General features: G+C 72.5%; 26 protein-coding genes and 1 tRNA gene. 17 read left to right on the top strand and 10 right to left on the bottom strand.

Going from position 1 to position 23,347, the window contains the following annotated elements:
• The first annotated feature begins 200 nt into the window (after nt 1-200).
• Genes V5O49_RS13545 through V5O49_RS13535 form a run of 3 tightly spaced genes read left to right on the top strand, consistent with a single transcriptional unit; the run spans nt 201 to nt 3,195 of the window.
• Complete coding sequence (locus V5O49_RS13545; RefSeq protein WP_332902663.1) at nt 201-1,295, top strand: efflux RND transporter periplasmic adaptor subunit; 1,095 nt, start codon at nt 201-203, stop codon at nt 1,293-1,295.
• On the top strand, nt 1,292-2,020 hold the full coding sequence (locus V5O49_RS13540) for an ABC transporter ATP-binding protein (RefSeq protein WP_332902662.1): 729 nt from the start codon (nt 1,292-1,294) through the stop codon (nt 2,018-2,020). Before V5O49_RS13545 ends, V5O49_RS13540 begins: the two co-directional genes overlap by 4 nt.
• On the top strand, nt 2,020-3,195 hold the full coding sequence (locus V5O49_RS13535; protein WP_332902661.1) for an ABC transporter permease: 1,176 nt from the start codon (nt 2,020-2,022) through the stop codon (nt 3,193-3,195). Before V5O49_RS13540 ends, V5O49_RS13535 begins: the two co-directional genes overlap by 1 nt.
• A gap of 25 nt (nt 3,196-3,220) precedes the next feature.
• Here V5O49_RS13535 and V5O49_RS13530 read toward each other — a convergent pair whose 3' ends face one another.
• The gene (locus tag V5O49_RS13530) at nt 3,221-3,439 is read right to left on the bottom strand and encodes a hypothetical protein (protein ID WP_332902660.1); all 219 of its coding nucleotides are present in this window, start codon (nt 3,437-3,439) and stop codon (nt 3,221-3,223) included.
• 80 nt (nt 3,440-3,519) lie between these two features.
• Here V5O49_RS13530 and V5O49_RS13525 point away from each other — a divergent pair, with 80 nt between their 5' ends.
• Together V5O49_RS13525 and V5O49_RS13520 are read left to right on the top strand one after the other, a co-directional pair.
• Entirely contained in the window at nt 3,520-3,993 is a 474-nt protein-coding gene (locus V5O49_RS13525) for a MarR family winged helix-turn-helix transcriptional regulator (protein WP_332902659.1), read from the top strand.
• Complete coding sequence (locus tag V5O49_RS13520; RefSeq protein WP_332902658.1) at nt 3,990-5,063, top strand: Gfo/Idh/MocA family protein; 1,074 nt, start codon at nt 3,990-3,992, stop codon at nt 5,061-5,063. Before V5O49_RS13525 ends, V5O49_RS13520 begins: the two co-directional genes overlap by 4 nt.
• Nucleotides 5,064-5,107: 44 nt before the next feature.
• Here V5O49_RS13520 and V5O49_RS13515 read toward each other — a convergent pair whose 3' ends face one another.
• Nucleotides 5,108-5,506 (bottom strand): pyridoxamine 5'-phosphate oxidase family protein, encoded by a 399-nt coding sequence (locus tag V5O49_RS13515; protein ID WP_332902657.1) that lies wholly within the window; start codon nt 5,504-5,506, stop codon nt 5,108-5,110.
• A gap of 126 nt (nt 5,507-5,632) precedes the next feature.
• On the opposite strand from V5O49_RS13515, the gene tmk reads away from it, so the two are divergent.
• The 4 genes from tmk to V5O49_RS13495 all read left to right on the top strand — a co-directional run bounded on the left by tmk (nt 5,633) and on the right by V5O49_RS13495 (nt 9,516).
• Nucleotides 5,633-6,355: a dTMP kinase gene (gene tmk / locus V5O49_RS13510; protein ID WP_332902656.1), complete on the top strand. Its 723-nt coding sequence runs from the start codon at nt 5,633-5,635 to the stop codon at nt 6,353-6,355.
• A complete protein-coding gene (locus tag V5O49_RS13505; protein ID WP_332902655.1) occupies nt 6,352-7,488 on the top strand; it encodes a DNA polymerase III subunit delta' in 1,137 nt (378 codons plus the stop codon). The genes tmk and V5O49_RS13505 overlap by 4 nt, the downstream gene beginning before the upstream one ends.
• Nucleotides 7,489-7,624: 136 nt before the next feature.
• Nucleotides 7,625-9,205 (top strand): alpha/beta hydrolase, encoded by a 1,581-nt coding sequence (locus tag V5O49_RS13500; protein WP_332902654.1) that lies wholly within the window; start codon nt 7,625-7,627, stop codon nt 9,203-9,205.
• Between the two features lie 238 nt (nt 9,206-9,443).
• Nucleotides 9,444-9,516, top strand: a tRNA-Thr gene (locus V5O49_RS13495).
• Nucleotides 9,517-9,796: 280 nt separating this feature from the next.
• On the opposite strand, the gene V5O49_RS13490 is transcribed toward V5O49_RS13495, so the two are convergent.
• The 3 genes from V5O49_RS13490 to V5O49_RS13480 are packed head-to-tail and all read right to left on the bottom strand — an operon-like array spanning nt 9,797 to nt 11,081.
• Nucleotides 9,797-10,306, bottom strand: a complete 510-nt coding sequence (locus V5O49_RS13490) for a DUF2127 domain-containing protein (protein WP_332902653.1) — start codon at nt 10,304-10,306, stop codon at nt 9,797-9,799.
• A gap of 7 nt (nt 10,307-10,313) precedes the next feature.
• The gene (locus V5O49_RS13485) at nt 10,314-10,691 is read right to left on the bottom strand and encodes an ester cyclase (RefSeq protein ID WP_332902652.1); all 378 of its coding nucleotides are present in this window, start codon (nt 10,689-10,691) and stop codon (nt 10,314-10,316) included.
• A 39-nt stretch (nt 10,692-10,730) separates the two neighbouring features.
• Nucleotides 10,731-11,081 carry a SpoIIAA family protein gene (locus tag V5O49_RS13480; RefSeq protein ID WP_332902651.1) on the bottom strand — a complete coding sequence of 117 codons (351 nt, stop codon included), beginning with the start codon at nt 11,079-11,081 and terminating at the stop codon, nt 10,731-10,733.
• A 121-nt stretch (nt 11,082-11,202) separates the two neighbouring features.
• On the opposite strand from V5O49_RS13480, the gene V5O49_RS13475 reads away from it, so the two are divergent.
• The 3 genes from V5O49_RS13475 to V5O49_RS13465 all read left to right on the top strand — a co-directional run bounded on the left by V5O49_RS13475 (nt 11,203) and on the right by V5O49_RS13465 (nt 13,822).
• Nucleotides 11,203-11,871: a GAP family protein gene (locus V5O49_RS13475; RefSeq protein ID WP_332902650.1), complete on the top strand. Its 669-nt coding sequence runs from the start codon at nt 11,203-11,205 to the stop codon at nt 11,869-11,871.
• Nucleotides 11,872-11,904: 33 nt separating this feature from the next.
• Nucleotides 11,905-12,288 (top strand): DUF1622 domain-containing protein, encoded by a 384-nt coding sequence (locus V5O49_RS13470; protein ID WP_332902649.1) that lies wholly within the window; start codon nt 11,905-11,907, stop codon nt 12,286-12,288.
• Between the two features lie 106 nt (nt 12,289-12,394).
• Entirely contained in the window at nt 12,395-13,822 is a 1,428-nt protein-coding gene (locus V5O49_RS13465; protein WP_332902648.1) for a DUF2252 domain-containing protein, read from the top strand.
• Between the two features lie 13 nt (nt 13,823-13,835).
• On the opposite strand, the gene V5O49_RS13460 is transcribed toward V5O49_RS13465, so the two are convergent.
• The gene (locus V5O49_RS13460) at nt 13,836-14,651 is read right to left on the bottom strand and encodes a bestrophin-like domain (RefSeq protein ID WP_332902647.1); all 816 of its coding nucleotides are present in this window, start codon (nt 14,649-14,651) and stop codon (nt 13,836-13,838) included.
• A 67-nt stretch (nt 14,652-14,718) separates the two neighbouring features.
• Between V5O49_RS13460 and gad the strand changes: the two genes are divergently transcribed.
• Nucleotides 14,719-16,113, top strand: a complete 1,395-nt coding sequence (gene gad, locus V5O49_RS13455) for a glutamate decarboxylase (RefSeq protein ID WP_332902646.1) — start codon at nt 14,719-14,721, stop codon at nt 16,111-16,113.
• Nucleotides 16,114-16,152: 39 nt separating this feature from the next.
• Here the strand turns inward: gad and V5O49_RS13450 are convergent, their stop codons facing one another.
• Nucleotides 16,153-17,082, bottom strand: a complete 930-nt coding sequence (locus V5O49_RS13450; RefSeq protein WP_332902645.1) for a CPBP family intramembrane glutamic endopeptidase — start codon at nt 17,080-17,082, stop codon at nt 16,153-16,155.
• Nucleotides 17,083-17,117: 35 nt separating this feature from the next.
• Between V5O49_RS13450 and def the strand changes: the two genes are divergently transcribed.
• Nucleotides 17,118-17,804, top strand: coding sequence for a peptide deformylase (def, locus tag V5O49_RS13445; RefSeq protein WP_332902644.1), 687 nt, complete (start codon nt 17,118-17,120; stop codon nt 17,802-17,804).
• Between the two features lie 3 nt (nt 17,805-17,807).
• Here the strand turns inward: def and V5O49_RS13440 are convergent, their stop codons facing one another.
• Entirely contained in the window at nt 17,808-18,602 is a 795-nt protein-coding gene (locus tag V5O49_RS13440; RefSeq protein WP_332902643.1) for a hypothetical protein, read from the bottom strand.
• Nucleotides 18,603-18,707: 105 nt separating this feature from the next.
• On the opposite strand from V5O49_RS13440, the gene V5O49_RS13435 reads away from it, so the two are divergent.
• Nucleotides 18,708-19,283: a GNAT family N-acetyltransferase gene (locus V5O49_RS13435; RefSeq protein WP_332902642.1), complete on the top strand. Its 576-nt coding sequence runs from the start codon at nt 18,708-18,710 to the stop codon at nt 19,281-19,283.
• A gap of 21 nt (nt 19,284-19,304) precedes the next feature.
• Here the strand turns inward: V5O49_RS13435 and V5O49_RS13430 are convergent, their stop codons facing one another.
• Nucleotides 19,305-19,889, bottom strand: coding sequence for an alpha/beta hydrolase family protein (locus tag V5O49_RS13430; protein ID WP_332902641.1), 585 nt, complete (start codon nt 19,887-19,889; stop codon nt 19,305-19,307).
• A 207-nt stretch (nt 19,890-20,096) separates the two neighbouring features.
• On the opposite strand from V5O49_RS13430, the gene V5O49_RS13425 reads away from it, so the two are divergent.
• Together V5O49_RS13425 and V5O49_RS13420 are read left to right on the top strand one after the other, a co-directional pair.
• The gene (locus V5O49_RS13425) at nt 20,097-21,143 is read left to right on the top strand and encodes a glycoside hydrolase family 43 protein (RefSeq protein ID WP_332902640.1); all 1,047 of its coding nucleotides are present in this window, start codon (nt 20,097-20,099) and stop codon (nt 21,141-21,143) included.
• Nucleotides 21,140-22,471 (top strand): oligosaccharide MFS transporter, encoded by a 1,332-nt coding sequence (locus tag V5O49_RS13420; RefSeq protein WP_332902639.1) that lies wholly within the window; start codon nt 21,140-21,142, stop codon nt 22,469-22,471. Before V5O49_RS13425 ends, V5O49_RS13420 begins: the two co-directional genes overlap by 4 nt.
• Here the strand turns inward: V5O49_RS13420 and V5O49_RS13415 are convergent.
• Entirely contained in the window at nt 22,461-23,324 is an 864-nt protein-coding gene (locus tag V5O49_RS13415; protein ID WP_332902638.1) for a universal stress protein, read from the bottom strand. The genes V5O49_RS13420 and V5O49_RS13415 overlap by 11 nt on opposite strands.
• Nucleotides 23,325-23,347: the final 23 nt, after the last annotated feature.

Below are 23,347 nucleotides of genomic sequence, written 5' to 3'. Positions count from 1 at the left end.
TCAGGCGCTGGATGCGCACCACTTCGGCCCTCCTTGCCCTGCTCGCCGCCGCGGCGTCGCTGGGGGGCTTCCTCTGGTACCACGAGTATCAGGAGGCTGCCGCTGACGCTTCGGTAGCGTCTCCCGGCGCCCGGACCGCTCTCGTGGAGCGAGCCTCTCTCGCAGCAGGTATGGCACTGAGTGGTTCGTTGTCCCATGACGTGTCCGAGGCGCTGACCTTTTCCGGCGACGGCATCATCACCTGGTTGCCGGAACCGGGCGATCTCGTCAGACCGGGTGAACCGCTGCTGGAGGTCAATGGACGACCCGTCTTCTTCTTGTCGGGTGACGTGCCGCTGTGGCGAGAGCTCAGCCTCGGCGACCGTGGCAAGGACGTGCTCAGCCTCAATGAGGCCTTGCACGATGCCGGTCATCTGAGCGCGGCCCGCGTCGACGAGGTCTTCGGCGAGGGTGCTTCGGGCGCCGTCGGGTCCCTTCACGCCGCGGCCGGCTATGTCGAGCCGTCTGGCAGCGAGGTCGGCCGGGAGCGGATCGCGACGGCCGAGGGCGTGCACGCCGACGCTGTCGCCGCGCTGCAGGAGGCCCGCGACGCGCTCGCTGCGCGGCAGGACACCGGCGGCGAGCAGGATGCTGCTGACGCTGCTACCAGCTCCGCCGGCGCACACCGGGAGGTCTCGCGTGCGCAGGAACAGGTGGACACGGCAGCGCGCGAGCTGGCTCGAGCCCGTGCGGAGTGGGTGGCGCCGTCCGACGTCGTGATCCTCGACGTCGACGAACTTCAGGTCGACGAGGTGGTGGCCAGGGTCGGCGATCCCGCCGGCGGCGAGGTGCTGCGCTGGACTGTTCCCGAGGTGCACGTCCTGACCGATGTCACGCCGTCGCAGCGCACGGCGCTCGCTGCCGGAGACGAGGTCGAGGTCGTCCTCCCCAGCGCCGCGACCATTCCCGGCGTCATCGGCCGGATCGGCGCTCGACGTGCTCCGGGGGGCGAGGAGAGCGCCATGAGTGCCGCGGCCGACTCGACGCCGGTCCGGGTAGACCTCGACGACCAGGATGTGGCGGCGGAGCTCGTCGGGTCCCCGGTGCGCGTCGAGGTCGTGACCGATGAGGTCGAGTCCGCGCTCGTCGTTCCCGTCACCGCGTTGGTCGCGTTGGCCGAGGGCGGCTACGCGGTCGAGAAGCTCGACGGCACGAGAGTGGCTCTGGTGCCCGTGGACGTCCAGCTCGTCGCTGAGGCCAGGGCCGCGATCAGCAGTGGACACCTGGTCGAGGGCGACGAGGTCGTCGTGCCGTGACAGCGCCGGAGGTCCCGCCCGTCGAACCGGTGGTCGCACTGCGTGGGGTGTCCAAGTCGTACGCTACCGGCGCCGGAGACCTGACGGTGCTGCGCGACGTCGACCTCACGATCCGTGACGGCGAGCGAGTGGCGATCGTCGGACCGTCCGGGTCGGGCAAGTCGACGATGCTCGGCATCATGGGCACCCTGGACGCTCCCAGTGCCGGGGACGTGGTGCTGCGCGGTCGCTCGACCGCCACGATGGGCGACGCCGAGCGGTCCGACCTGCGATCGCGCACTCTCGGCTTCGTGTTCCAGCAGTTCCATCTCCTCCCGCACGCGGACGCCGTCGAGAACGTTGCGCTGGGCATGCTCTACTCGGGTTTCGTTCGTGCCGAACGACGACGTCGCGCGGTGGAGGCGCTACGGCGGGTCGGCCTGGGAGGGCGCCTCGATCACCGGCCCACGCAGCTGTCCGGGGGTGAGCAGCAGCGCGTCGCCGTGGCGCGTGCCATCGCGCACGAACCTGCGCTGCTGCTCGCCGACGAGCCCACCGGCGCCTTGGACGAGGCCACCGGTGAGTCGATCATCGACCTGCTGTGCCGCCTCGACGGCGTGTCCGTCGTCGTCATCACCCACGACCCGGCGGTCGCGGCCCGCTTCCCGCGGCAGGTCCGGATCCGGGACGGGCGCATCGTCGCCGACGGCGTCGGACCAGTGGCGTCCGACGGGGAGGGGCGTTGATGGCGCGACTGAGCGTCCGCGACGCGCTGGCCACCGCGGCGCTGGGGCCCCGGGCACGTCCGTCGCGCTCCCTGCTGTCCATGCTCGGCGTCGCCCTCGGGATCGCCACGCTGGTGGCCGTCCTGGGGATCACCGCCACCAACGAGGACAGGTTGCGTCTGGAGCTCGAAGCACTCGGTTCCAACGTGCTCGAGGTGCGTCCCGGCGTCGGCCCGGACCTGACCACCGTCCCGCTGCCCTCCGAGGCACCAGGCATGGTTCGGCGTATCGGGCCCGTTCTCGACGCCGCCCGCGTCTCGCCGGTGGCCGGCGCCGGCGTCTACCGGACCGATCTGGTGCCGGACACGATGGGCGGAGCCCTGGCTGTGGTGGCGGTGCAGGCGGAGCTGGCCGACACCATGGACCTGAGGATGGCCGAGGGCCAGTGGTTCGACCGTTCGTCGACGGCGCTGCCCACCACTGTGCTGGGGTCGGTCGCCGCGTCCGAGCTCGGCATCGTCGAGATCGGGCAGCGTGTGTGGGTCGACGACGACTGGTACGCCGTCGTCGGGATCCTCGAACCAGCGCGTCTCGCCCCGACTCTCGACCGTGCGGCGCTCATCGGCGAGGACTGGTCCAGCCGGACGACTCCCGCCGAGGAAGACACCGTGCTGTACGTACGAGTTCGCACCGGGGCGGTCGACCCTGTGCGCGACGTCCTGGCGGCCACCGTCAACCCGGCGATACCTCGTGCGGTCACGGTCTCTCAGCCTTCCGTGCTGGCGCACGCCCAACGGGCCGTCGACTCGACCTTTGCCAGCCTGGCACTGGGTCTGGCCGCTGTAGCTCTGCTCGTCGGTGCCATCGGGATCGTCAACACGATGGTGATCGCCGTGCTGGAGCGGCGCGGCGAGATCGCTCTGCGCCGGGCGGTCGGAGCACGGGCTGGGCAGATCCGTGCGCAGTTCGTCCTGGAGGCGGGGTTCTTGGGGCTGGGCGGAGGCGTTGCCGGCGCGACCCTCGGTGTGCTGGTCACTTCCGTGTACGCACTCACCCACGGCATGCCGCCCACTGTGGACATGGTGCCGTCGGGCGTCGGTGTCGCACTGTCGGTCGTGGTCGGCGTCGTCGCGGGGGTCTACCCGGCGACACGGGCCGCGAGACTGCCGCCGATGGCCGGTCTGCGCGGGGATTGACCGTGGGCGCTGACCGGTTCCACCGTCAGTCGGGGTGGCGCTCGACGACGTAGGTGTGGCCGTCCGGCCCGGTGATCCGTTCGTAGGTGCTGCGCAGCCGGGCCTCGCGGGCCCGGTCCTGCGCGCTCGGCGGGACGGGCGGGGTGCGCCGGATCGACGCCGGGCCGAAGACCGGCAGGAACGACTCGGTGAACCGCATGCCCCAGGTGCGGTCGTCGTCGGGGCGGCGGCGGAACAGTCCCACGGCATCTCCTGATGGTTGGTGCGCCAATGATTGATCCACCAACCATATGCCTCCGCGCGGTCGCGGCCTACCCTGAGCGCATGGACCGACCGGACGACCCCCTGGCGCTCGAGGCGCAGGTCTGCTTCGCGCTGTCGGCGGCCTCGCGCGCGATGGTCGCGCTGTACCGCCCGGTGCTCGAGCCGCTCGGGCTGACCCACCCCCAGTACCTCGTGCTGCTCGGGCTCTGGGAGGACGACGGCGCCGGACGCACCACCACGGCGACCGGCCTCGCCGACCGGCTCTACCTCGACCCGGGCACGCTGTCGCCGCTGCTCAAGCGGCTGGAGACGCAGGGGCTGCTCACGCGGCGACGGTCCGCGGCCGACGGCCGGGTCGTCGAGGTGCACCTGACGGCCCGGGGACAGGCCCTGCGGTCGGAGGCCGTCGAGGTCCCCGGCCGGGTGGTCGCCGCCTCCGGACTGAGCCTCGACGAGCTCGAGCGGGTGCGGGCCGCCTCGGACGCGGTCATCGCCGCGGCGCACGGCGAGCGCGCCGATACGGTGGGGCCATGACCGACCTCAGCGCCGCCGTCGACCCGTCCGCCTACGCCGCCCGCCTGACCGCCGACGACCTGCTCGGCACCGTGCCCGACCTGATGGCTGCCCCGGCGGTCCGCTGGGGCGTCCTCGGCGCCGGGAACATCGCCGGCTCGTTCTCCGACGGCGTCCGGGACCGGACGGCGTCCCGGGTGACCGCCGTCGGCTCCCGCTCCGTGGACAAGGCCCAGGCGTTCGCCGACGCGCACGCCCCCGGCGCGCGGGCGCACGGCTCGTACGAGGAGCTGGTGACGGACGACGAGGTGGACGTCGTCTACGTCGCCACCCCGCACTCGCACCACCTGGAGCACGCCCGCCTCGCGATCGCCGCCGGCAAGCACGTGCTCGTCGAGAAGCCGCTCACCCGGTCGGTCGCCGAGTCGCGCGCGCTGCTCGACGCCGCGCGCGAGGCCGGGGTGTTCCTGCTGGAGGCGGTGTGGACCCGCTACCTGCCGCACGTCGCGGCGATCCGCGCCGCGATCGCGCGCGGGGAGATCGGCGAGGTGCGCACGGTGCTGGCCGACTTCGACATCTTCCGTGAGTACGACCCGACCCACCGCCTGTTCGCCCCCGAGCTGGCCGGCGGGGCGTTGCTCGACCTGGGGATCTACCCGATCACGCTGGCCCACGACCTGCTGGGCGTGCCGGCCGCGACCGTGGCTCGCGGCACGCTTGCCGAGACCGGCGTCGACGACCACGTCAGCATGATCCTCTCCTACGAGTCAGGGGCGCAGGCGGTGCTGCACACGTCCTCGACCGCCCGCGGGGCGGCCGGCGCCCGCATCATCGGCACCCGCGGCCGCATCGAGATCCCGCAGGGGTTCTTCACCCCGACGGACTTCACCGTCGTGCGCGACGACGGGACGAGCTGGACGTTCACGTCCCCGGCCGGCGAGGGCAAGGCGTACGAGGCGGCCGAGGTGGCCCGCTGCCTCGAGGAGGGTCGGACCGAGAGCGCCCGGATGCCGTGGGGCCACACGCTCGAGGTGATGGGCATCCTCGACGACGTGCGGGCGCAGCTCGGGGTCACGTACCCGGGGGAGTGACCCGTACCCCTCCGGGGCGCCGTCGGCGCTCCGGAGGGCTGTCGTCAGCGGGTCAGCCGGCGACCGCTGATCTCGGTCGGCGTGATCCGCACCCACACGTTCTTGCCGTCGTCCAGGTAGGGCACCAGCTCGGTCGCCTCGGCGGCGGCGATGTCCTCGTCCGTCTCCAGCACCTCCGCGGTGCCCTTGAGCACGACGCTGGAGGCCGTGTCGAACCGCCACTCGTCGGCCTCGAAGGCCACGCGGTTGTTGACCGTCACCTCGACGAGCTTGCTGCCCGGTCGGGTGAGGAAGTAGATGCGCCCGTCCGCGACGGCGTGGGAGACCGGGAAGATCTCCGGCTCACCGGCGACGGCCGTCGCCAGGCGGCCGATCGGCTGGTCGGCGAGCACGGTCCAGCACTCGTCGTCCGTGAGCGTCGTGGTCGTTCCGTCGTCGGTCATCGTCGTCCCCTTCAGTCGTCGTGTCCCTATCGTCCCGCTCCCCGATGGGTCCTGCGTCACGAGACCCCCGGATGCGACAAATACCACAGCAGCTCCGCTGTGGGCGGGCGCGGTTAGGGTGTGGGCGTGAGCAGCGCACCCGGGTACTTCGTGTCGTTCGAGGGCGGCGACGGCGCCGGCAAGTCGACGCAGGCCCGCCTGCTCGCCGAGTGGCTCGGCGCGGTCACGGGCCGCGAGGTCGTGCTGACGCGCGAACCCGGCGGCACCCCCCTGGGGGCAGAGCTGCGACGGGCCGTCCTGCACGGCGACGACGTCGACCCGCGCACCGAGGCGCTGCTCTACGCCACCGACCGGGCGCACCACGTGGCCACCGTGGTCCGGCCCGCCCTGGAGCGCGGCGCCGTCGTGGTGACCGACCGGTACCTCGACTCCTCGGTCGCCTACCAGTCCGGCGGCCGCGAGCTCTCCCAGGACGAGGTCGAGAACCTCTCGCTGTGGGCCACCGACGGGCTGCTGCCCGCCGTGACCGTGCTGCTCGACGTCGACCCCGCCACGGCCGCGGCCCGTCGCGCGGGACGCCCGGACCGCCTCGAGCGCGCCGGCCTCGACTTCCACCGGCGCACCCGGGACGCGTTCCTGCGCCGCGCCGTCGCCGACCCGGACCGCTGGCTCGTCATCGACGCCACCGGCACCGTCGACGACATCCAGGCGCAGATCCGGGTCGACGTCGCCTCCCGCCTCGACCTGACGCCCGTGGTCGAGGAGGCAGCGCGCCTGTCGGATCCCGAGGTGTCCGCGGTGCGGGCCCCCGCCGAACCGTCCGGCGCGGACCCGGAGGACGTCTCGTGACCGTGTGGGACGACGTCGTCGGCCAGCCGGAGGCCGTGGGCGTGCTGCGGCGCGCCGCGACCGACCCGGCCGCGATGACCCACGCCTGGTTGCTGACGGGCCCGCCCGGCTCGGGACGGTCCGTCGCCGCGCGGGCGTTCGCCGCGGCGTTGCAGTGCCCCGAGGGCGGCTGCGGGCACTGCCGCGAGTGCACCACCACGCTCGCCGGGACGCACCCGGACCTGACGGTCGTGGCCACGGACAAGGTCGTGATCGCCATCGACGAGGTGCGCGACCTCATCACCACCGCCTCGCGCACGCCCTCGGTGGGGCGGTACCGCGTCATCGTCGTCGAGGACGCCGACCGGATGGTGGAGCGCACCACCAACGTGCTGCTGAAGTCGATCGAGGAGCCGCCGGCGCACACCGTGTGGGTGCTGTGCGCGCCGAGCAGCCAGGACGTGCTGCCGACGATCCGCTCGCGGTGCCGCGGCGTCGTGCTGCGGGTCCCGCCGGCCCGCGACGTCGCCGAGCTGCTGGTGCGGCGCGACGGCACCGACCCCGCCGTCGCGCTGCAGGCGGCCCAGGCCGCGCAGTCCCACGTCGGGATGGCCCGCCGGCTGGCCCGCGACCCCGAGGCACGGCGCCGTCGGGCGGACGTGCTCGAGATCGCCCGCCGGATCCGCGGGGTCCCCGACGCGGTGCTGGCCGCCGCCGACCTCGTCGAGGTCGCCAAGGCCGAGGCGACCGCCGCGACGACCGAGCGGGACGCCGCCGAGCGGGCCGAGCTGCTGCGGGCCCTCGGCGTCGCCGAGGGCGAGACCGTCCCGCCGAAGCTGCGGTCCCAGGTCAAGCAGCTCGAGGACGACCAGAAGCGCCGGGCGACCCGCAGCCAGCGTGACGTCCTGGACCGGGCGATGGTCGACCTGCTGTCGCTGTACCGGGACGTGCTGGTCGTCCAGCTCGGCGCCGACGTCGACCTCGTCAACGCCGAGCAGGCCGCCACCGTGCGCGGGCTGGCCCGCGACTCGACCCCGGAGCAGACGGTGCGCCGCATGGACGCGATCGGCCAGGCGCGCGAACGGCTGGCGGGCAACGTGGCGCCGCTGCTCGCCGTCGAGGCGATGACGGTCGCGCTGCGTCCGCAGGGCTGACGGACGCCGGTCCGGCGGGCCGCGCCCGGCGCGGGGGTGCTGCTGGCTCTGGATCCGGCCCCGGCGGCGGCGACGGGCACGAGAAGGTTCGGTGAAGGTGCCCGTCACGGCCTGTTCCGGCCGGTAGGTTGGGCGGGTGAATTTCGCTGCTCGTCCTCCGCGCCCGCAGTCCGACGTCTCGGCCGCTCGGCGGACCGGTCTGCTGGCTGCTGTGGTGGGTCTCGGACTGGTCCTGGCCGGGTGCACGGCGGAGACGCCCGGCAAGACCGCCACGCCCGTGGACGAGGCGACGACGGCGGCGCCGACGACGCCGTCGGCGGCCGGTGCCCCCGAGGGGTTCGAGGACTTCTACGCCCAGGACCTGGAGTGGACCGACTGCCGCGGCGGCTACGAGTGCGCCACCGCGACGGCCCCCCTGTCCTGGGACGACGCGGAGGCGGGCAGCATCGAGCTCGCGCTGGTGCGGACGCGCGCCACCGGGCAGAAGGTCGGCTCGCTGCTGGTCAACCCCGGCGGGCCCGGCGGCTCGGGGGCGGACTTCGTCGAGAACGGGTCCTTCGGCGAGCCGCTGCGCGAGTCCTTCGACATCGTCGGCTTCGACCCGCGCGGGGTGCAGGACTCGACCGCCGTCGAGTGCTACGACGACGAGGCCAAGGACGAGTACCTCAGCGAGGACGTCGACCTGTCCACCGACGACGGTCTCGAGGCCGCGCGCGCGTCGGCCGCGGCCTGGGCTGAGGCGTGCGCGGCGAACACCGGCGAGCTGCTCGGCGAGGTCGACACCCAGAGCGCCGCGAAGGACATGGACATGCTGCGCGCCGTGCTCGGCGACGAGCAGCTGCACTACCTCGGGTTCTCCTACGGCACGAGCCTGGGGGCGACGTACGCGGGCCTGTTCCCCGAGCGCGCGGGCCGGCTGGTGCTCGACGGCGCGATCGACCCGACGCTGGACGCGGACGAGATCTCGGCCGGCCAGGCCGTCGGGTTCGAGAACGCGCTGCGCGCCTTCGTCACCGACTGCCAGGCCGGGGCCGACTGCCCGCTGACCGGGTCCGTCGACGCCGGCATGCAGCAGGTGCGCGACGTCCTGGACCGCGCCGCAGACCGTCCCTACCCGACCAGCGGCGACCGGGACGTCACCCAGACGCTGGCCTTCTACGGGGTCGCGGTGACGCTGTACGCCGAGCAGAGCTGGCCGGTGCTCACCCAGGCGCTCGACGAGGCCATCAACGTCGGCACGGGGGACACGCTGCTGTACCTCGCGGACTTCTACAACGACCGCAACGCCGACGGCTCGTTCGCGACCAACTCCACCGAGGCGTTCACGGCGATCAACTGCCTGGACAGCGCCGGCGCCACGGACATCGAGACGATGCGGGCCGAGGCCGCCGAGATCGAGGAGGCGGCGCCCACGATGGGGTCGTTCTTCGGGTACGGCGGGCTGTCCTGCGCCGACTGGCCCTACCCGCCGGCCGAGCAGGAGTACGACGTCGCGGCGTCCGGAGCGGACCCGATCGTCGTCATCGGCACCACCAACGACCCGGCCACGCCGTACGTCTGGTCCGAGGGCATGGCCGACGCGCTCGACTCCGGGGTCCTGGTGACCTACGAGGGGGAGGGGCACACCGCCTACGGCCGGTCGAACGACTGCATCGCCGACGCCGTGGAGGAGTACCTCGTCGAGGGCACGGTGCCCGAGGACGGCCTCACCTGCTGACCCCTCTCGAGGTAGGCAACCCTCCACCGAGGTAGGCCGGGTCGTGCCGAGGTAGGCAACTCTTCGCCGAGGTAGGCAATCGTCGGCCGAGGTGGGTGATCCGCGCGCCCGGCGACGTGGCCCGGGCTGTGACGGATCCGACGACGGCGGCGCTCGGATCGCTTTGGAGTCCGGCCTCGGCGTCGGGTAGTGTTGCCTCGCCCGCTGATCGGGACCCGTTCTCGGTCGTCTGTGGCACGCCGCCTTAGCTCAGTCGGTAGAGCGATTCACTCGTAATGAATAGGTCGTCGGTTCGATTCCGACAGGCGGCTCCGAAGCACCGAAGGCCCCCTCGACCCGGTCGAGGGGGCCTTTGCGTCGTCCACGGTCGGCAGCACGCTACGTCGATGTCTCCGCTGGTCATCGAGTCGCCGGCGGAGGCACCCCGATCGAGCTCGCCCGCGAGCACCTGGGTGGCGACGGGCCCCGCACCTGGCCGATCTCGCCGAGCTGCTGCCCCGCGCATCCGCAGTGGGAGCGGCCGAGGTTCTTCAGCTTCCTCTTCGTCGTCCTGAGGCGCGCGAGAAGTCGCCGGCGCGTCACCACCTGCGGTCACCCGCCGGCGGCGAGCCACTCCGTGGTGCTGCGCAGGGTCTCGCGCAGCGTGCGGCCCTCGTGCCACTCCCGCCAGGTCAGCAGGACGATCAGCGCGTCGAAGACCGTCAGCAGGGCGACGACGACGGTCGGGTGCACCACGAGCTCGTAGGCCTGGTAGCCGAGGAACGCCAGCAGCACCGCGATCGCCCAGGGGTAGACCCGCCGGGTCCCGAGCACGAGCGCTCCGACGATGCCGATCTTCACGACCCCGTGGATCAGCAGGTAGGCCGCCAGGAACGAGGCGGTCCCGGCGTCGAGGTTCTCGACGCCGCGCAGCAGGACGTGCGCGAGCAGGTCGTGCGGGTCCTCGGCGAGCTCGTGCGCGGTCAGGGCGTCGGCCGCGTCCCGGAGCTGGGCCGGCGTCACGACGAGCAGCACCACGCCGCTGACCAGCTCGACGACGCCGTCGATCCCCTTGAGCAGCACGCCGACCAGGAAGACGAGGTCCAGCACCCGGTCGCGCACCGCCCGGTCAACCCTCGAGCTGGGCGGCCATCGCCGGACGGTCGAGCATCTCCCACACGTCGGTGATGCGCTCCCCGGCGAACCGGAAGAAGAACATGTGCTCGACCTCGATCGAGCGTCCGGTCGGGGCGAGGCCTTGCCAGGGACCGCGATGGGTGCCGTGGAGCGTCGCATGGACCGCCGCCACGTCGTCCGAGGCGGTCACGGCGTGCACGGCGAACCGGAGGCCGTCGAAGGCCTCGTGCCAGGCGCCGACGATCGCCTCGAGCTCGGCCAGGTCCGTCGTCCGGCTCCGGCCCTCGACGTGCAGCGCGAAGGTGCCGAGCGTCGGGGCGAGGGCCTCGAACCGCTGCTCGTTCCAGCCGTGGTCGAAGACGGCACGCACGAAAGCGGCCCTGTCCGTCCCCGCGGCGCCCATGGCTCGTCAGCCCTCCAGCCACTCCCAGGCGGCGTCCTGGTCGGTGAAGTACTGCGCGTCCTGGGCGTAGAACGCCTCGGCCCATCGCGCCAGCCACTTCTCCCAGGTGCGGTCCCCGACGACGGCCATCCGCTCGACGACGTGCCGGAAGCGTTCGCCGAAACGCAGGTCCGCTCCCCACGCCTCGGCCTTCTCCCATCGGAAGTTTGTGAGGTCCAGCAGCAGTCGTGCCGTGCTGTGCTCGTCCACGGCGCCCTGCACGGCGGGGACGAGCTCGTCGTAGTCGTCGCGGGTGACGTCCCCGACGACTCGGTAGCCGAGGACGGCGCCGTGGCTGCGCGGCAGCTTCTCGATCATGTCGCCCTCCGTGGTCGGCCACGTCCAGCGTCACGGCGATCGGCTCGCGCCGCACGTCGGGCGACACGGCGGCGTGCGAACGCCCTCGAAGCGTGCATAGCGTGATCCGGGAGGGACAGAGATGGGCGACGCGATCGGTGCGACAGCCGGCTACGCGGTCGGGATCGCGATCAGCCCGATCCCGATCGCCGCGGTGATCCTGATGCTCTTCAGCGGACGCGCCCGCGTCAACGGCATCGTGTTCATGCTCGCCTGGATCACCGGGGTCGCGGGCGTGGTCACGATCGTGGTGCTCCTGCCCGGACTCGGGACCGGCGGGACCGGCCCGGGCCCTGCGGTGGGATGGACCAAGCTCGTGCTCGGCGGCCTCCTGCTGGTGCTGGCCGGCCGGCAGTGGTCCAGGCGCCCAGGTCCCGACGACGAGCCACCGGTCCCCGGATGGATGTCCCGGATCGACGAGCTCCGTCCCGTCGCCGCGCTCGGCCTGGGACTCGCGCTGTCGGCGGTGAACCCCAAGAACCTGCTCCTCGCCGCGGCCGCGGGTGCCTCGCTGGCCGCGCTGCCGCTGTCCTCGGGGCAGACGGCCGGTGCCGTCGCCGTCGTCACGGCGCTCGCCACGCTCACCGTGACGCTCCCGGTGCTCGGCTACCTGGTCGCCGGACGCCGGCTCGCCCCCGTGCTGGACCGCACCAAGACCTGGTTGATCTCGAACAACGCCACGGTGATGGCGGTCCTCCTGCTCGTCCTCGGGGTCAGCCTCCTCGGGGACGCGCTGCAGATCCTGACCTGATCGGCGAGACGACCGGACGGCGGGGAGGCCCGGATGGACGACGTGGAGGCGGTACCGGCGATCGGCGACTGGAGCATCGCCGAGAGCATCTCCGTGTGGATCGAGGTCGTGGCGATCGTCGTCATCACGGTCGCCGTCGTGGCGGCGTTCGTCACCGGCGCCAGGGTGCTGCGCACCGCCGGGGTGCGTGACGCCGTCGAACGCGTCAAGCAGTCGGTGGGGCGGGGCCTGCTGCTCGGCCTGGACCTGCTGATCGCCGCCGACGTGATCCGGACCGTGACGCTCGAGCCCACGCTGCAGAACGTCGCGGCCCTGGGTCTGCTCGTCGTCGTGCGGACGTTCCTGTCCTGGTCGCTGATGGTCGAGCTGCACGGCCGGTGGCCGTGGCAGGGCACCCCGGGCACACCGACGCGCTAGGGGTCCCGGACGGTGGGGCGACCGGGCGACGACGGACGCCGGCGTGGCACAAGTTCACCCGGTAGCCGTGACGACGCCGGGGACCGCGGGGCGTGTACTGGTGATCATGGCGCACCGCCCTCCGCGCACGGCGTTCGAGGACGACGCCGGCTGGCAGCGGGCGCACGGCCGGGGTCGGGACGTGCGCGCCCGGGTGCCCCGCCGGATGCACGGGGTGTGGGATACGCGGGGCGTCGGGGACCGGGACCCGGTCGACATCCTCGACAAGCAGGCCGCGACGCGTGTCCGCGAGCTCGTCCCGATCCGCTACGGACGGATGCTCCGGTCCGCGTTCGCCTTCTACCGGGGAGCGGCGGCGGTGATGGCCGACGACCTCGCCTCGGCCCCGTCGACGGGCCTGACCGTCCAGCTGTGCGGGGACGCCCATCTCGCCAACTTCGGTGGTTTCGCCGCCCCGGACCGGGACATCGTCTTCGACATCAACGACTTCGACGAGACGCTGCCCGGACCGTTCGAGTGGGACGTCAAGCGACTGGTCGCCAGCTTCGCCGTCGCCGCGCGGGACCGCGGGTTCCCGCCGAGCGCCGAGGCCGACCTGGCGCGCTCGGCGTCCCGCAGCTATCGCACGAGCATCGCGGAATTCGCCCGGACACCCCGTCTCGACGTCTGGTACGCGCGCCTGGACGCCGACGAGCTGGAGCGTCGCTGGGGCGGGGCTGCCGGCGCCGACACCCTGAAGCGGTTCCACAAGAGCCTGCGCAAGGCCCGGCGCAAGACCGGCGCCCGAGCCTTCTCGCGGTACACCGAGGTCGGCCCCGACGGTCGGCTGCAGCCCCTGAGCGACCCGCCGCTCGTCGTCCCCCTGGAGGACCTCCTGACCGAGCAGAGCCTCGACGAGGCCCGGGAGACGATCGGCGCCGCCTACGACCGCTACCTCGACACGCTGTCGGACGACCGGCGGTACCTGCTGTCCGGGTACCGCGTCGCCGGGATGGCACGGAAGGTGGTCGGCGTCGGCAGCGTCGGCACCCGGTGCTGGATCCTGCTCCTCGTCGGCGCCGAGGACGCGGCGGACGACCTGGTGCTCCAGGTCAAGGAGGCGGGGGCGTCGGTGCTGGAGCCGTACCTCGGTGCGAGCCGGTACGACGACCACGGACGTCGGGTCGTCGAGGGACAGCGCCTGATCCAGGCGGCCTCGGACGTGCTCCTGGGCTGGAACCGGGCGACGAACGTCGCGGGCGAGACCCACGACTTCTACGTGCGCCAGATGTGGGACGGCAAGGTGTCGGCCGATCTGGAGGGGATGGACCGTGACGCCTTCGAGGTCTACGCCGAGATCTGCGGGTGGACGCTGGCGCGCGCTCACGCCCGCTCCGGGGACGCCCCGGCCGTCGCGGGGTACCTGGGGACCGGCGACCGGTTCGACCGGTCGATGGCCGAGTTCGCGACCGCCTACGCGGACCAGAACGAGGCGGACTTCCGTCTCCTCCAGCGGGCCGAGACCACTGGGCGGATCGTGGCCGCGGACGGCTGAGCCGGTCGCCGGATCAGGAGCCGCCCGCCGCCGGGCACGGCAGGTCGGCGAGCTCCGGCGCCGACTGCGTCATCGAGGCCACGGTCTCGTCGATCAGCGTCGGTGAGACCCGGCCCGGTCCGGGCGCGAAGGGGTTGTTCAACGCCATCACCAGGAGGACCAGCACCGCCGTGAACGTCGTCGAGAGCCCGACGAGGACCGCCTGCGTGCGCGGAGAGCTCGGCAGCGTCACCACGAAGAGCAGCACGACGACGAGCAGCCCACCGCCCAGGACCAGGCCCCACAGCAGGACCGGGAGGCTGGTCGCGGCCGTGACGATGCGGGTCTCCCGCGCCGTCGAGATCGACCCGATCTGCACGACGGTGTTCGTCGCGGCGGCAGAGTAGAAGGCTCCCTCCGGTGCCGGCGCGTCCTGCCCCAGCGACGCCACGAGATCCGCGTAGGCGGCGTCGACCTCCGGGGCCGCCGTCCCCTCGCGCATCGCCGGCCAGTCGTCGGCCGAGGCGGCCTCGGCGTAGCAGATGAGGGCGTGCCGGACGTCCGCGCCGGCGTCGTCGAACAGCGCGGCCTCCTCGAACGCCGTCCCGATCGAGGTGGCTTCGTCGCCCACCGCGCCGCGGGCGTCGGCGAACGCGCCGAACAGGTAGAGGATGGAGAAGCCGATGACGATCCCGTAGGCCGTGGCCACGTACGACAGGGTGGCGGTCCACGGCGCCGGGTCGACCGTCCCCAGTCCCCGTGCCGTGCGGCGGACCAGCAGCGTGATCCCGGCCGCGACCATCCCGACGGCGACCACGATCAGGGCGGTGACGCCCGGGCTCCACGACAAGACCTCAACCTCCGCTCCGTGCGCTCGCGTCGTGCGAGCCGGAATCGCCAGGGCCATGCTGACTGGCATGGCCCTCCACTCGTCAGAGTTCCAGGAGTTCGAGCGGCTCGCGATCGCTCCGCTGTACGCGCGACCGCGGGTGACGCACGGGATGCCGTCCGAGGTCATCCCGGAGGACGGCATGGACCCGCCGGTGGCGTACAGCATGATCCACGACGAGCTGATGCTGGACGGCAACTCGCGCCAGAACCTGGCCACCTTCGTCACCACGTACATGGACGACGAGGCCCGGCTGCTGTTCGCCGAGACCGCCGACAAGAACATGATCGACAAGGACGAGTATCCGCAGACGGCGGCGATCGAGGGCCGCTGCGTCCGGATGATCGCGCAGCTGTGGAACACCCCGGAGGGGGAGAACGCCACCGGCACGTCCACGACCGGCTCGAGCGAGGCCGTCATGCTCGGCGGGCTCGCCCTGAAGTGGCGGTGGCGCGAGCGCCGGAGGACCGCCGGTCTGTCCTCGGATCGCCCCAACCTCGTCATGGGGATCAACGTGCAGGTCGTGTGGGAGAAGTTCTGCCGCTACTGGGACGTCGAGCCGCGCTACGCGCCGATCGAGGAGGGTCGCCTCCAGCTGAACGCCGAGGAGGCCGTCAAGCTCTGCGACGAGAACACCATCGGTGTCGTGGCCATCCTCGGGTCGACGTTCGACGGGTCCTACGAACCGGTGGAGGAGATCGCCACGGCGCTCGACGAGCTGGCCGCCTCGGGTGGTCCCGACGTCCCGATCCACGTGGACGCGGCGTCGGGCGGGTTCGTCGCGCCGTTCCTCGACCCGGACCTGCGCTGGGACTTCCGGGTGCCGCGGGTGCGCTCCATCAACTCCTCGGGGCACAAGTACGGTCTGGTCTTCCCCGGTGTCGGATGGGTCGTCTGGCGCACCCCGGAGGACCTGCCCGAGGACCTGGTGTTCCACGTGAACTACCTCGGCGGGGACATGCCGACCTTCGCGCTGAACTTCTCCCGGCCCGGTGCGCAGGTGATCGCCCAGTACTACAACCTCATCCGGCTCGGCCGGGAGGGATACCGGCAGATCCAGCAGGCGGCGCGGGACACCGCCCTGTTCCTGTCGGGAGAGGTCGCCCGGACGGGGCCCTACGAGCTGATGTCCGACGGCTCCCAGCTGCCGGTCTTCCTGTTCCGGCTCAAGCCGGAGGTGACCAACTACACCGTCTACGACGTCTCGGCGAAGATGCGCGAACGGGGCTGGCAGCTCCCGGCGTACTCTCTGCCGGAGCATCTCAGCGACGTCTCGGGTCTGCGGGTCGTCGTCCGTAACGGGCTGTCGCGCGACATGGCCGAGCTCTTCCTCGCCGATCTCGCCCGGTCCACGGACTTCCTGGAGAGCCTCGAGACCCGGATGCCGCACGACCCCAGCCACACGGAGTCGTTCCGGCACTGATGCGACCCGTCCGGTCCGGTCACGTGACCGACGGACCGGTCAGGCGGCGTCCGTCGAGACCTGCGACGTCGGGGGGACGACGGCGGGCCTCGGTCGGAACTGCCCCGTCGCCGCCAGGACGGCGACGAGCACCAGGGGGACGATCCAGCCGCTCCACCCCAGGATGGTGGCCTGCGTGGTGTCCACCGACGTCCCGGCCGCGCCGAACAGCACGTGCATCCCGGCGGCCGCGTTGAGCGACCCGTGCGCCAGCGCGGGCGCCCAGACGTTGCCGCTGCGGATCCGCAGCCACGAGAAGACCGCACCGGTCACGGTGCAGAAGCCGACCATGGTCGCCAGCGCCACCAGCGGTGACGCGTCGGGGTAGTTGTAGCCGAGCAGGACCAGCGGCGCGTGCCAGACACCCCAGATCACGCCCGAGAGCAGGACGGCGACGAGGACGCCGTACCGGTCGGTCAGACGGGGCAGCAGCCAGCCGCGCCAGCCGATCTCCTCGCCCAGGGCCGGCACGAGGTTGATCACCGAGCCGACGACGATGTTGGCGAGCTGGGCGACCACCAGGACCTCGATCGGGAACTCGAGCTCCTCGGTCACCCCGAGGGCGGCGAACTGCGCGTCGATGGTCTCCTGCAGGCCGGAGAAACCGGTGAGGTCGGTGGTGTAGAGGCCGAACGCGGCCGCGACGACCAGTGCCGCCGCCACGAGGAGCAGCGGGACGAGGAAGGCCAGGCCCATCCAGGCGAAGAACCGACCCCAGGGACGGACCGGGACGAGGCCGAGGGACCGCGCCAGGGGCCGTCGCTCGACGAACCGGACGACGACGAACGCCGCCAGCGCCGGGGTGCACATCATCGCCAGGGCCACGAGGGTGAACCGCGGCGTCTCGAGGCCGTCGCCGAGCCACAGCGGCAGGGCGACGAGCCAGGACAGGCCGAGGCTGATCGCGAGGTACACCCAGAGCGCACGCATGGAGCCACCGTAGTGGGCGCGGGTACTCTCGGGGCATGGTGTGGACCTTCGGGCGTCGGCGGCCGACGACCTATCTGCTCGGCGAGCCCGCCGATCCGTACCCGGCGCAGGCGCCGGAGGCCCGTCGCGGTCGCGTGCTGCGGATCACCGAGATCGGCGAGCCCGTGCTGCACAGTCCGGCGCGGACGGTCGAGACGTTCTCGACGCCGGAGCTGGCCCGGCTGGTCGACGACCTGTTCGCCACGATGGAGGTGGCCCAGGGCGTCGGTCTCGCGGCACCCCAGGTGGGTGTCGACCTGCGCGTCTTCGTCTACGACCTGACCGACGACCGGGGCGACCGGCACGTGGGCCACGTGGTCAACCCCGAGCTGACGGTCGACGGCTCGGCCGAGCTGGTGACCGAGGACGAGGGCTGCCTGTCGGTCCCCGGCGCCTACGAGCCGCTCGCGCGCCGCGCCGCCGCGACCGTGCGCGGCGTCGACCAGCACGGGGGACCGGTGCAGCTCGAGGCCACGGGCTACCTCGCCCGGTGCTTCATCCACGAGAGCCAGCACCTCGACGGCGTCCTGTACTGGGACCACCTCTCGGGCGACCTCCAGCGCGACGCGTTGCGACAGCGGGACGAAGAGCGTCCGGGCATCCTGGACGAGCGGCGCGAGATCGCCGTCGAGCTGGGCAAGCGCCCGGCGGAGTACCCCGCCGAGCCCGCCGGCGGGCGCTGACCCTCAGTCGGTCAGGTGCCGGGCCCGCCAGGCCACGGCGCCGCCCACGGCCACGCCCACGGCGGCCAGGCCGAGCCCGATGGCGGCCCAGGCGTCCCCGTCCAGCAGGCGTTCCTGGGCGCTCCACAGGTCGCTGTCGCCGGGCTCACCGTCCTGGTCGGCCGCGCCCGCGGTCGGGTCGCTCGGGCCGGCGACGGCGGACGGCGAGGCGGTGGACGCCGTCGGGCTCGGTGACGCCGACGGTGACGGCGACGCCGAGCGGGACGGGCTCGGCGACGGCGTCGGCGTCGGCGAGGCGCTCGGTGACGGCGTCGGCGACGGGGTCGGGTCCTCCTCGGCCGGGGTCGGCTCGGCGGACGTCGGTGCGGGCTCGGGATCCTCGGTGGGGTCCGGCGCGCTCGGGGTGGAGGGTTCGGGGTCCGCCGGCTGCGAGGTGCGCTCGCCGGTGCACCGGGCGCCGCCGGAGTCCTCGTGCCACTCGCCCACCCCGGGCACCCGCACGTAGACGACGCAGTATCCGTCGGGCATGGTCGCGGACGCCTGGCTGAAGGCGACGTCCCCGGCCCGGCCCATCGTCATCGGCTCGGTCAGCCACTCGTAGCGCCAGCCCTGCAGGCTGCGGATCGAGTAGCCGACACGGTCCTCGTGGTCGCGCTGGTCGCGGTCGCGGTAGCTGACACCGTCGACGGTGACGGTGAGGTCGTCGTCGGCGGCCGCGGCAGAGGCGGCGAGGCCGCCCGCGGCGCCGGCCAGCACGATGCTCGCGACGGCGCGAGAGACGAGGTGGACGGGACGCACGGGAACCTTCCGACGCTGGGACCGGCTCGTGCCGGACGGCGAGGCTCATCGTAGGCGAACCGGGCACGACGGCGGCACCCTGCCGCCGTCTGCCATGCTGGGGCCGTGGCTCGCGTCGTGCTCCCGCCGTGGCCGCCGGTACCGCCGTCGGCGGGACGCGTCGAGCTCCGTCCCGTGTCGACGCGGGACGTCGCGATGGCCCGGGAGCTGTCGTCCGACCCGTACGTGTCGCAGAACGGGTCGTTGCCGTTCCGCGCCGACGCCGACGCCGCGCTGGCGTGGGTGGATCGTCAGCGGGCACGGCACACCGAGGGGTCCGGGTTCTCCTGCTCGGTGGTGGAGCGCGCGACCGGCGATGCCGTCGGCCACTGCGGTCTCTGGACGCGTGACCTCGGCGAGGGCCGCGCCTCGGCGGGCTACGCGATCGTTCCCGCCGCCCGCGGCAGGGGACTGGCGGCCGATGCGCTGAACGCCCTCACCCGGTTCGCGTGGACCGTACCGGGGCTGATCCTGGTCGAGCTGTCCGTCGAACCGTGGAACGTCGCCTCGGCCCGGACGGCGGAGCGATGCGGCTACCTCTTCACGGGCCGGCTGCCCCGGCGTCGGGTGAGCTCGGGGCGAGACCGCGACCTGCATCGCTACGTCGCCGTCCGGCCGGTGCGAGGGGACGAGGAGTCCTGAGCAGGGCTCCGCCCGTCGCGTTCATCCGGCCCACGTGGCGACCCAGTCGGCGACGGTCCGGGCGACGTCGTCGACGGCCTTGACGTCGTGGGCGCCGGCCAGTGTCACCTGCGTGACGGGTCCCGGGATCGCCGCGGCGTGCTCGGCGAGCTCCTCGGGACGGCCGAACGGGTCCTTGTCCCCGGAGACGAACAGCACCGGGACGTCGAGGTGCCCGAAGTGGTCGACGCGCAGCGTCGACGGCTTGCCGGGCGGGTGCAGCGGGTAGCTCAGCAGGACGAGCCCGGCGGCGGGCAGTCCCTCGGCGACGGCCATCGAGCACATCCGTCCGCCGTAGGACCGCCCGCCGAGCAGCAGGCGGTCCGTCGTGACCCCGAGCCGGTCGGCGAAGGCCTCGGCCTCGGTGCGGACGTGCGGGACGGCGACGGACGGCCGGTCGGGGGCGCGCCGGCCCGCGATCCGGTACGGGAAGTCGACCCGGGTCACGGGCAGCGGCGGATCCAGGGCAGCCAGGTGGTCCTCGACGGCGCGCAGCGTCTGGTGCTCACGGTCGGCGCCCGCTCCGGGCGTCAGGAGCAGGCCGGCGGGGGTGGTCGTGGAGGACATGGTGACAGTGTGGCCCGGACCCCCGACGCCGCGCACGAGGGCGCCTCGGACCGGTGATGTCCATCACCCGTCGCGTCGCCGCTGGTCAGCGGTGCGCGTCTCGGCGGCATAGGGTTTCCAACGATGTATTACATCGTTTACCCTGACGTGGACGGGAGTCGACCAACGGACGGTCCGCCCCCGTGTCGCCACCCCCGAGGAGCACCGATGACGGACCACGCTCAGGTCGCGCCCAACCCGATCGTGTTGCAGCGCGCGGACCCCCACGTACTGCGCCACGACGGCCAGTACTACTTCACCGGCTCGTACCCGGCCTACGACCGGATCGTGCTGCGCCGCGCCGCGCGGCTGGAGGACCTGCAGGCGGCGGAGGAGGCGACGATCTGGACCAAGCACGCCACCGGTCCGCAGTCGCACCTCATCTGGGCGCCGGAGATCCACCGCGTCGACGACGCCTGGTACATCTACTACGCCGCCGCACCGGTCGGCCACGGCACGGTCGACGCCCCCAGCGAGAACGAGACCTTCAACCACCGGGTCTTCGTCCTCGAGTGCACGGCCGACGACCCGCTGACGGGGGAGTGGGTCGAGCGCGGCCAGGTCGACACCGGCTGGGAGTCGTTCGCGCTGGACGCCACGACGTTCGTCCTGCACGGGGAGCAGTACCTCGTGTGGGCCCAGGAGGACCTCGAGGTCTACGGGCACTCGAACCTCTACATCGCGCGGATGGCGAACCCCTGGACGCTCGCCACGCCGGCCGTGGAGCTCACCCGGCCCGAGCTCGACTGGGAGATCAAGGGTTTCTGGGTCAACGAGGGCCCGTCCGTCCTGATCCGCGGCGGTCGCCTGTTCCTCACCTACTCCGGCTCCGCGACCGGCATCGACTACGCCATGGGCGTCCTGACGGCCGACGCCGACGCGGACCTGCTCGACCCGGCCTCGTGGACCAAGTCCACCGAGCCGGTCTTCGTCTCCGACCCGTCGGTCGGGCAGTACGGCCCGGGGCACAACTCGTTCACCGAGACGCCCGACGGCGAGACCGTGCTGGTCTACCACGCCCGTGACTACACCGAGATCGTCGGCGACCCGCTGTGGGACCCCAACCGGCACGCCCGGGCCCAGGTCCTGCCCTTCGACGCCGACGGCAACCCGGTCTGGGGCACCCCGGTGCCCGACACCCGACCGACCCCCACCACGACCGAGGTGCTGCCGCCCTCCGGTCTGGCGCACGACCTGGAGGAGGCAGCGCTGTGAGCACCGCCGAACCCGTCGTCGACCAGCGTCCGGTCCGTCACGGCGCCCTGCACTCGCTGAAGAAGCCGGTCTTCTGGAACATCGGCGGGCTGTTCTTCTTCTACTTCGCCATCTGGCAGCTCGTCATGACCTTCCTCAGCCTCTGGCTCGAGGAGGAGGCCGGGATGACGAGCGGCAACATCGGCCTCGTCTTCTCGGTCATCGCGCTGGTCGCGTTCGCCCTGCAGCCGCCGTACGGCTACATCCAGGACAGGCTGGGCTTCCGCAAGCACCTCTTCGCCTTCGTCGTCGTGTGCGGCGCGCTCATGGGGCCGTTCTTCGCCTTCGTCTTCCTGCCGATCGTCGAGACGAACCAGGTGCTCGGGGCGGTCGTGGCCGGAGCGTTCCTCGCCCTGGTGCTCAACGCCGGGGTGAGCGTCGTCGAGACGTTCAACGAGCGCAGCTCCCGCGCCAACGGCTTCGAGTACGGCCACGTGCGGTTGTTCGGCTCCCTGGCCGGGGCGACCGCCTCGCTGGTCGGCGGCTTCATCTGGGCCTCCAACCCGGACAACATCTGGTGGGCCGCGACGTTCTCGGCGGTCGTCCTCGGCGCCCTGCTGCTGGTGATGCGCACCCCGAAGCCGGGCGACGCCGGATACACGGCGCTCGCGGCCGACGGTGGCGCCGACGCGACGAAGGACGCCGTCGACCGCAGTGCGTTCCGCACCCTGCTCAAGGACCGCTCCTTCGTCGGCTTCATGGTGCTCATGTTCGGCACCGCCGCGTTGTACGACGTCTTCGACCAGCAGTTCCCGATCTACTTCGCCGAGCACGCCACCGCGGTCGCGGACCCGCAGGTCCTGTTCTCCCGCGTGGTCTTCGTCCAGATCCTGCTCGAGGCCGCGGTGATGATCGCGATGCCGTTCCTCATCAACCGGATCGGCGCCAAGTGGGGACTCGTCGCCTTCGCCGGCGTGCTCGTGATCCGGGTGCTCGGCTCGGCGTTCATCGTCAACACCGAGATGCTGGTCCTCTGGCGCCTGCTCGCGGCGATCGAGATGCCGCTCATGCTGGTATCGGTGATGAAGTACATCACCCGCATGTTCGACGTGAAGATCTCGGCCAGCGCCTACATGATCGGCTTCAGCATGTCGAAGGCCGCCGGCGTGTTCATCTTCTCCTGGCTCTTCGGTCTGTCCTACGACGCCATCGGCTTCAGCGCGTCCTACATCGTCATGGGCGTCGTGGTCGTCACCGTCACGGTGATCGCGATGGTCCTCATGCGCGACGACCGGGGTCGCCCCGACCCCGGCAAGGACGACGTCGAGGCCGCCGAGGTCACCCGTTGAGGACCGTCACGGGACTGCTCGAGTAGTCGAGCACCTGCCGGGCCGTCGAGCCCAGCACCAGGCGGTCGAAACCGCCGAGCCCGCGGGTGCCGACCACGATCCGGTCGGCACCCGCGGAGGCCTCGATGAGGACCTTCGCGGCCTGCCCGTGCACGACCCGCGGCCTGATCCGGTCCGGCGGCAGCGGGAGCTCGACCGACCGGATCACGTCCTCCAGACGTTCCCGGGCGAAGTTCTCGTAGTCGTCGATCGGCGGCGCCCAGCCCCAGGATCCCGGCAGCGGCGCGAGCGTCGTGATCTGCCAGGCGAACACCGGCTCCAGCACCGCGTCCCGGCGGGCCGCCACCGCCCCGGCGTGCCGCAGCGCCGCCACCGAGTGACCGGACGTGTCGACTCCTGCGACCACCCGCGTCTCGTCGGACGGCTGCTCGGGACCGCTCTGGTCGCCGTCCTCCGGGCGGCGCACGACCGTCACCGGGATGCGCGCGTGCTCGACCACCGAGGTCGAGACCGAGCCGAGCAGCCGACGCCCCAGACGGTTCCGCTGCCGCCGGCCCAGCACGAGCATGTCCGCGTCGTCGGCCGCGGCCATCAGCCCCTCGGGAGCGGGCCCGTGCACCACGGTGATCTCCGCGTCCAGGTCGCCGCCGTGGCGTTCCCGCGCACGGCCCACGATCTCCTCGGCCTCCGCGCGCCGCGTGGCGAGCACCTCGCCGAGCGCGTCGTCGTCCCGCTCGTGCGCGACCATCACGACGACGAGCGGCAGGCCCGCCGTCCGTGCCTCCGCGACGGCCCAGTCCAGCGCCTCGTCCGCCTCGACCGAACCGTTGACCCCGACCACGATGCCGTCCATGGATCCACCGTAGGACGGTCACC

This window comes from Isoptericola haloaureus, from assembly GCF_036689775.1.
GTDB classification, from domain to species: domain Bacteria; phylum Actinomycetota; class Actinomycetes; order Actinomycetales; family Cellulomonadaceae; genus Isoptericola; species Isoptericola haloaureus.
This window is presented reverse-complemented; position numbering and strand designations above follow the sequence as displayed.

Coding starts and splice junctions, on each gene's coding strand:
- V5O49_RS13475 (WP_332902650.1), top strand. CDS start 11,203: ATGGGCGACGCGATCGGTGCGACAGCCGGCTACGCGGTCGGGATCGCG.
- V5O49_RS13515 (WP_332902657.1), bottom strand. CDS start 5,506: ATGACCGACGACGGAACGACCACGACGCTCACGGACGACGAGTGCTGG.
- V5O49_RS13430 (WP_332902641.1), bottom strand. CDS start 19,889: ATGTCCTCCACGACCACCCCCGCCGGCCTGCTCCTGACGCCCGGAGCG.
- V5O49_RS13480 (WP_332902651.1), bottom strand. CDS start 11,081: ATGATCGAGAAGCTGCCGCGCAGCCACGGCGCCGTCCTCGGCTACCGA.
- def (WP_332902644.1), top strand. CDS start 17,118: ATGGTGTGGACCTTCGGGCGTCGGCGGCCGACGACCTATCTGCTCGGC.
- V5O49_RS13450 (WP_332902645.1), bottom strand. CDS start 17,082: ATGCGTGCGCTCTGGGTGTACCTCGCGATCAGCCTCGGCCTGTCCTGG.
- V5O49_RS13470 (WP_332902649.1), top strand. CDS start 11,905: ATGGACGACGTGGAGGCGGTACCGGCGATCGGCGACTGGAGCATCGCC.
- V5O49_RS13525 (WP_332902659.1), top strand. CDS start 3,520: ATGGACCGACCGGACGACCCCCTGGCGCTCGAGGCGCAGGTCTGCTTC.
- V5O49_RS13415 (WP_332902638.1), bottom strand. CDS start 23,324: ATGGACGGCATCGTGGTCGGGGTCAACGGTTCGGTCGAGGCGGACGAG.
- gad (WP_332902646.1), top strand. CDS start 14,719: ATGGCCCTCCACTCGTCAGAGTTCCAGGAGTTCGAGCGGCTCGCGATC.
- V5O49_RS13520 (WP_332902658.1), top strand. CDS start 3,990: ATGACCGACCTCAGCGCCGCCGTCGACCCGTCCGCCTACGCCGCCCGC.
- V5O49_RS13425 (WP_332902640.1), top strand. CDS start 20,097: ATGACGGACCACGCTCAGGTCGCGCCCAACCCGATCGTGTTGCAGCGC.
- V5O49_RS13535 (WP_332902661.1), top strand. CDS start 2,020: ATGGCGCGACTGAGCGTCCGCGACGCGCTGGCCACCGCGGCGCTGGGG.
- V5O49_RS13465 (WP_332902648.1), top strand. CDS start 12,395: ATGGCGCACCGCCCTCCGCGCACGGCGTTCGAGGACGACGCCGGCTGG.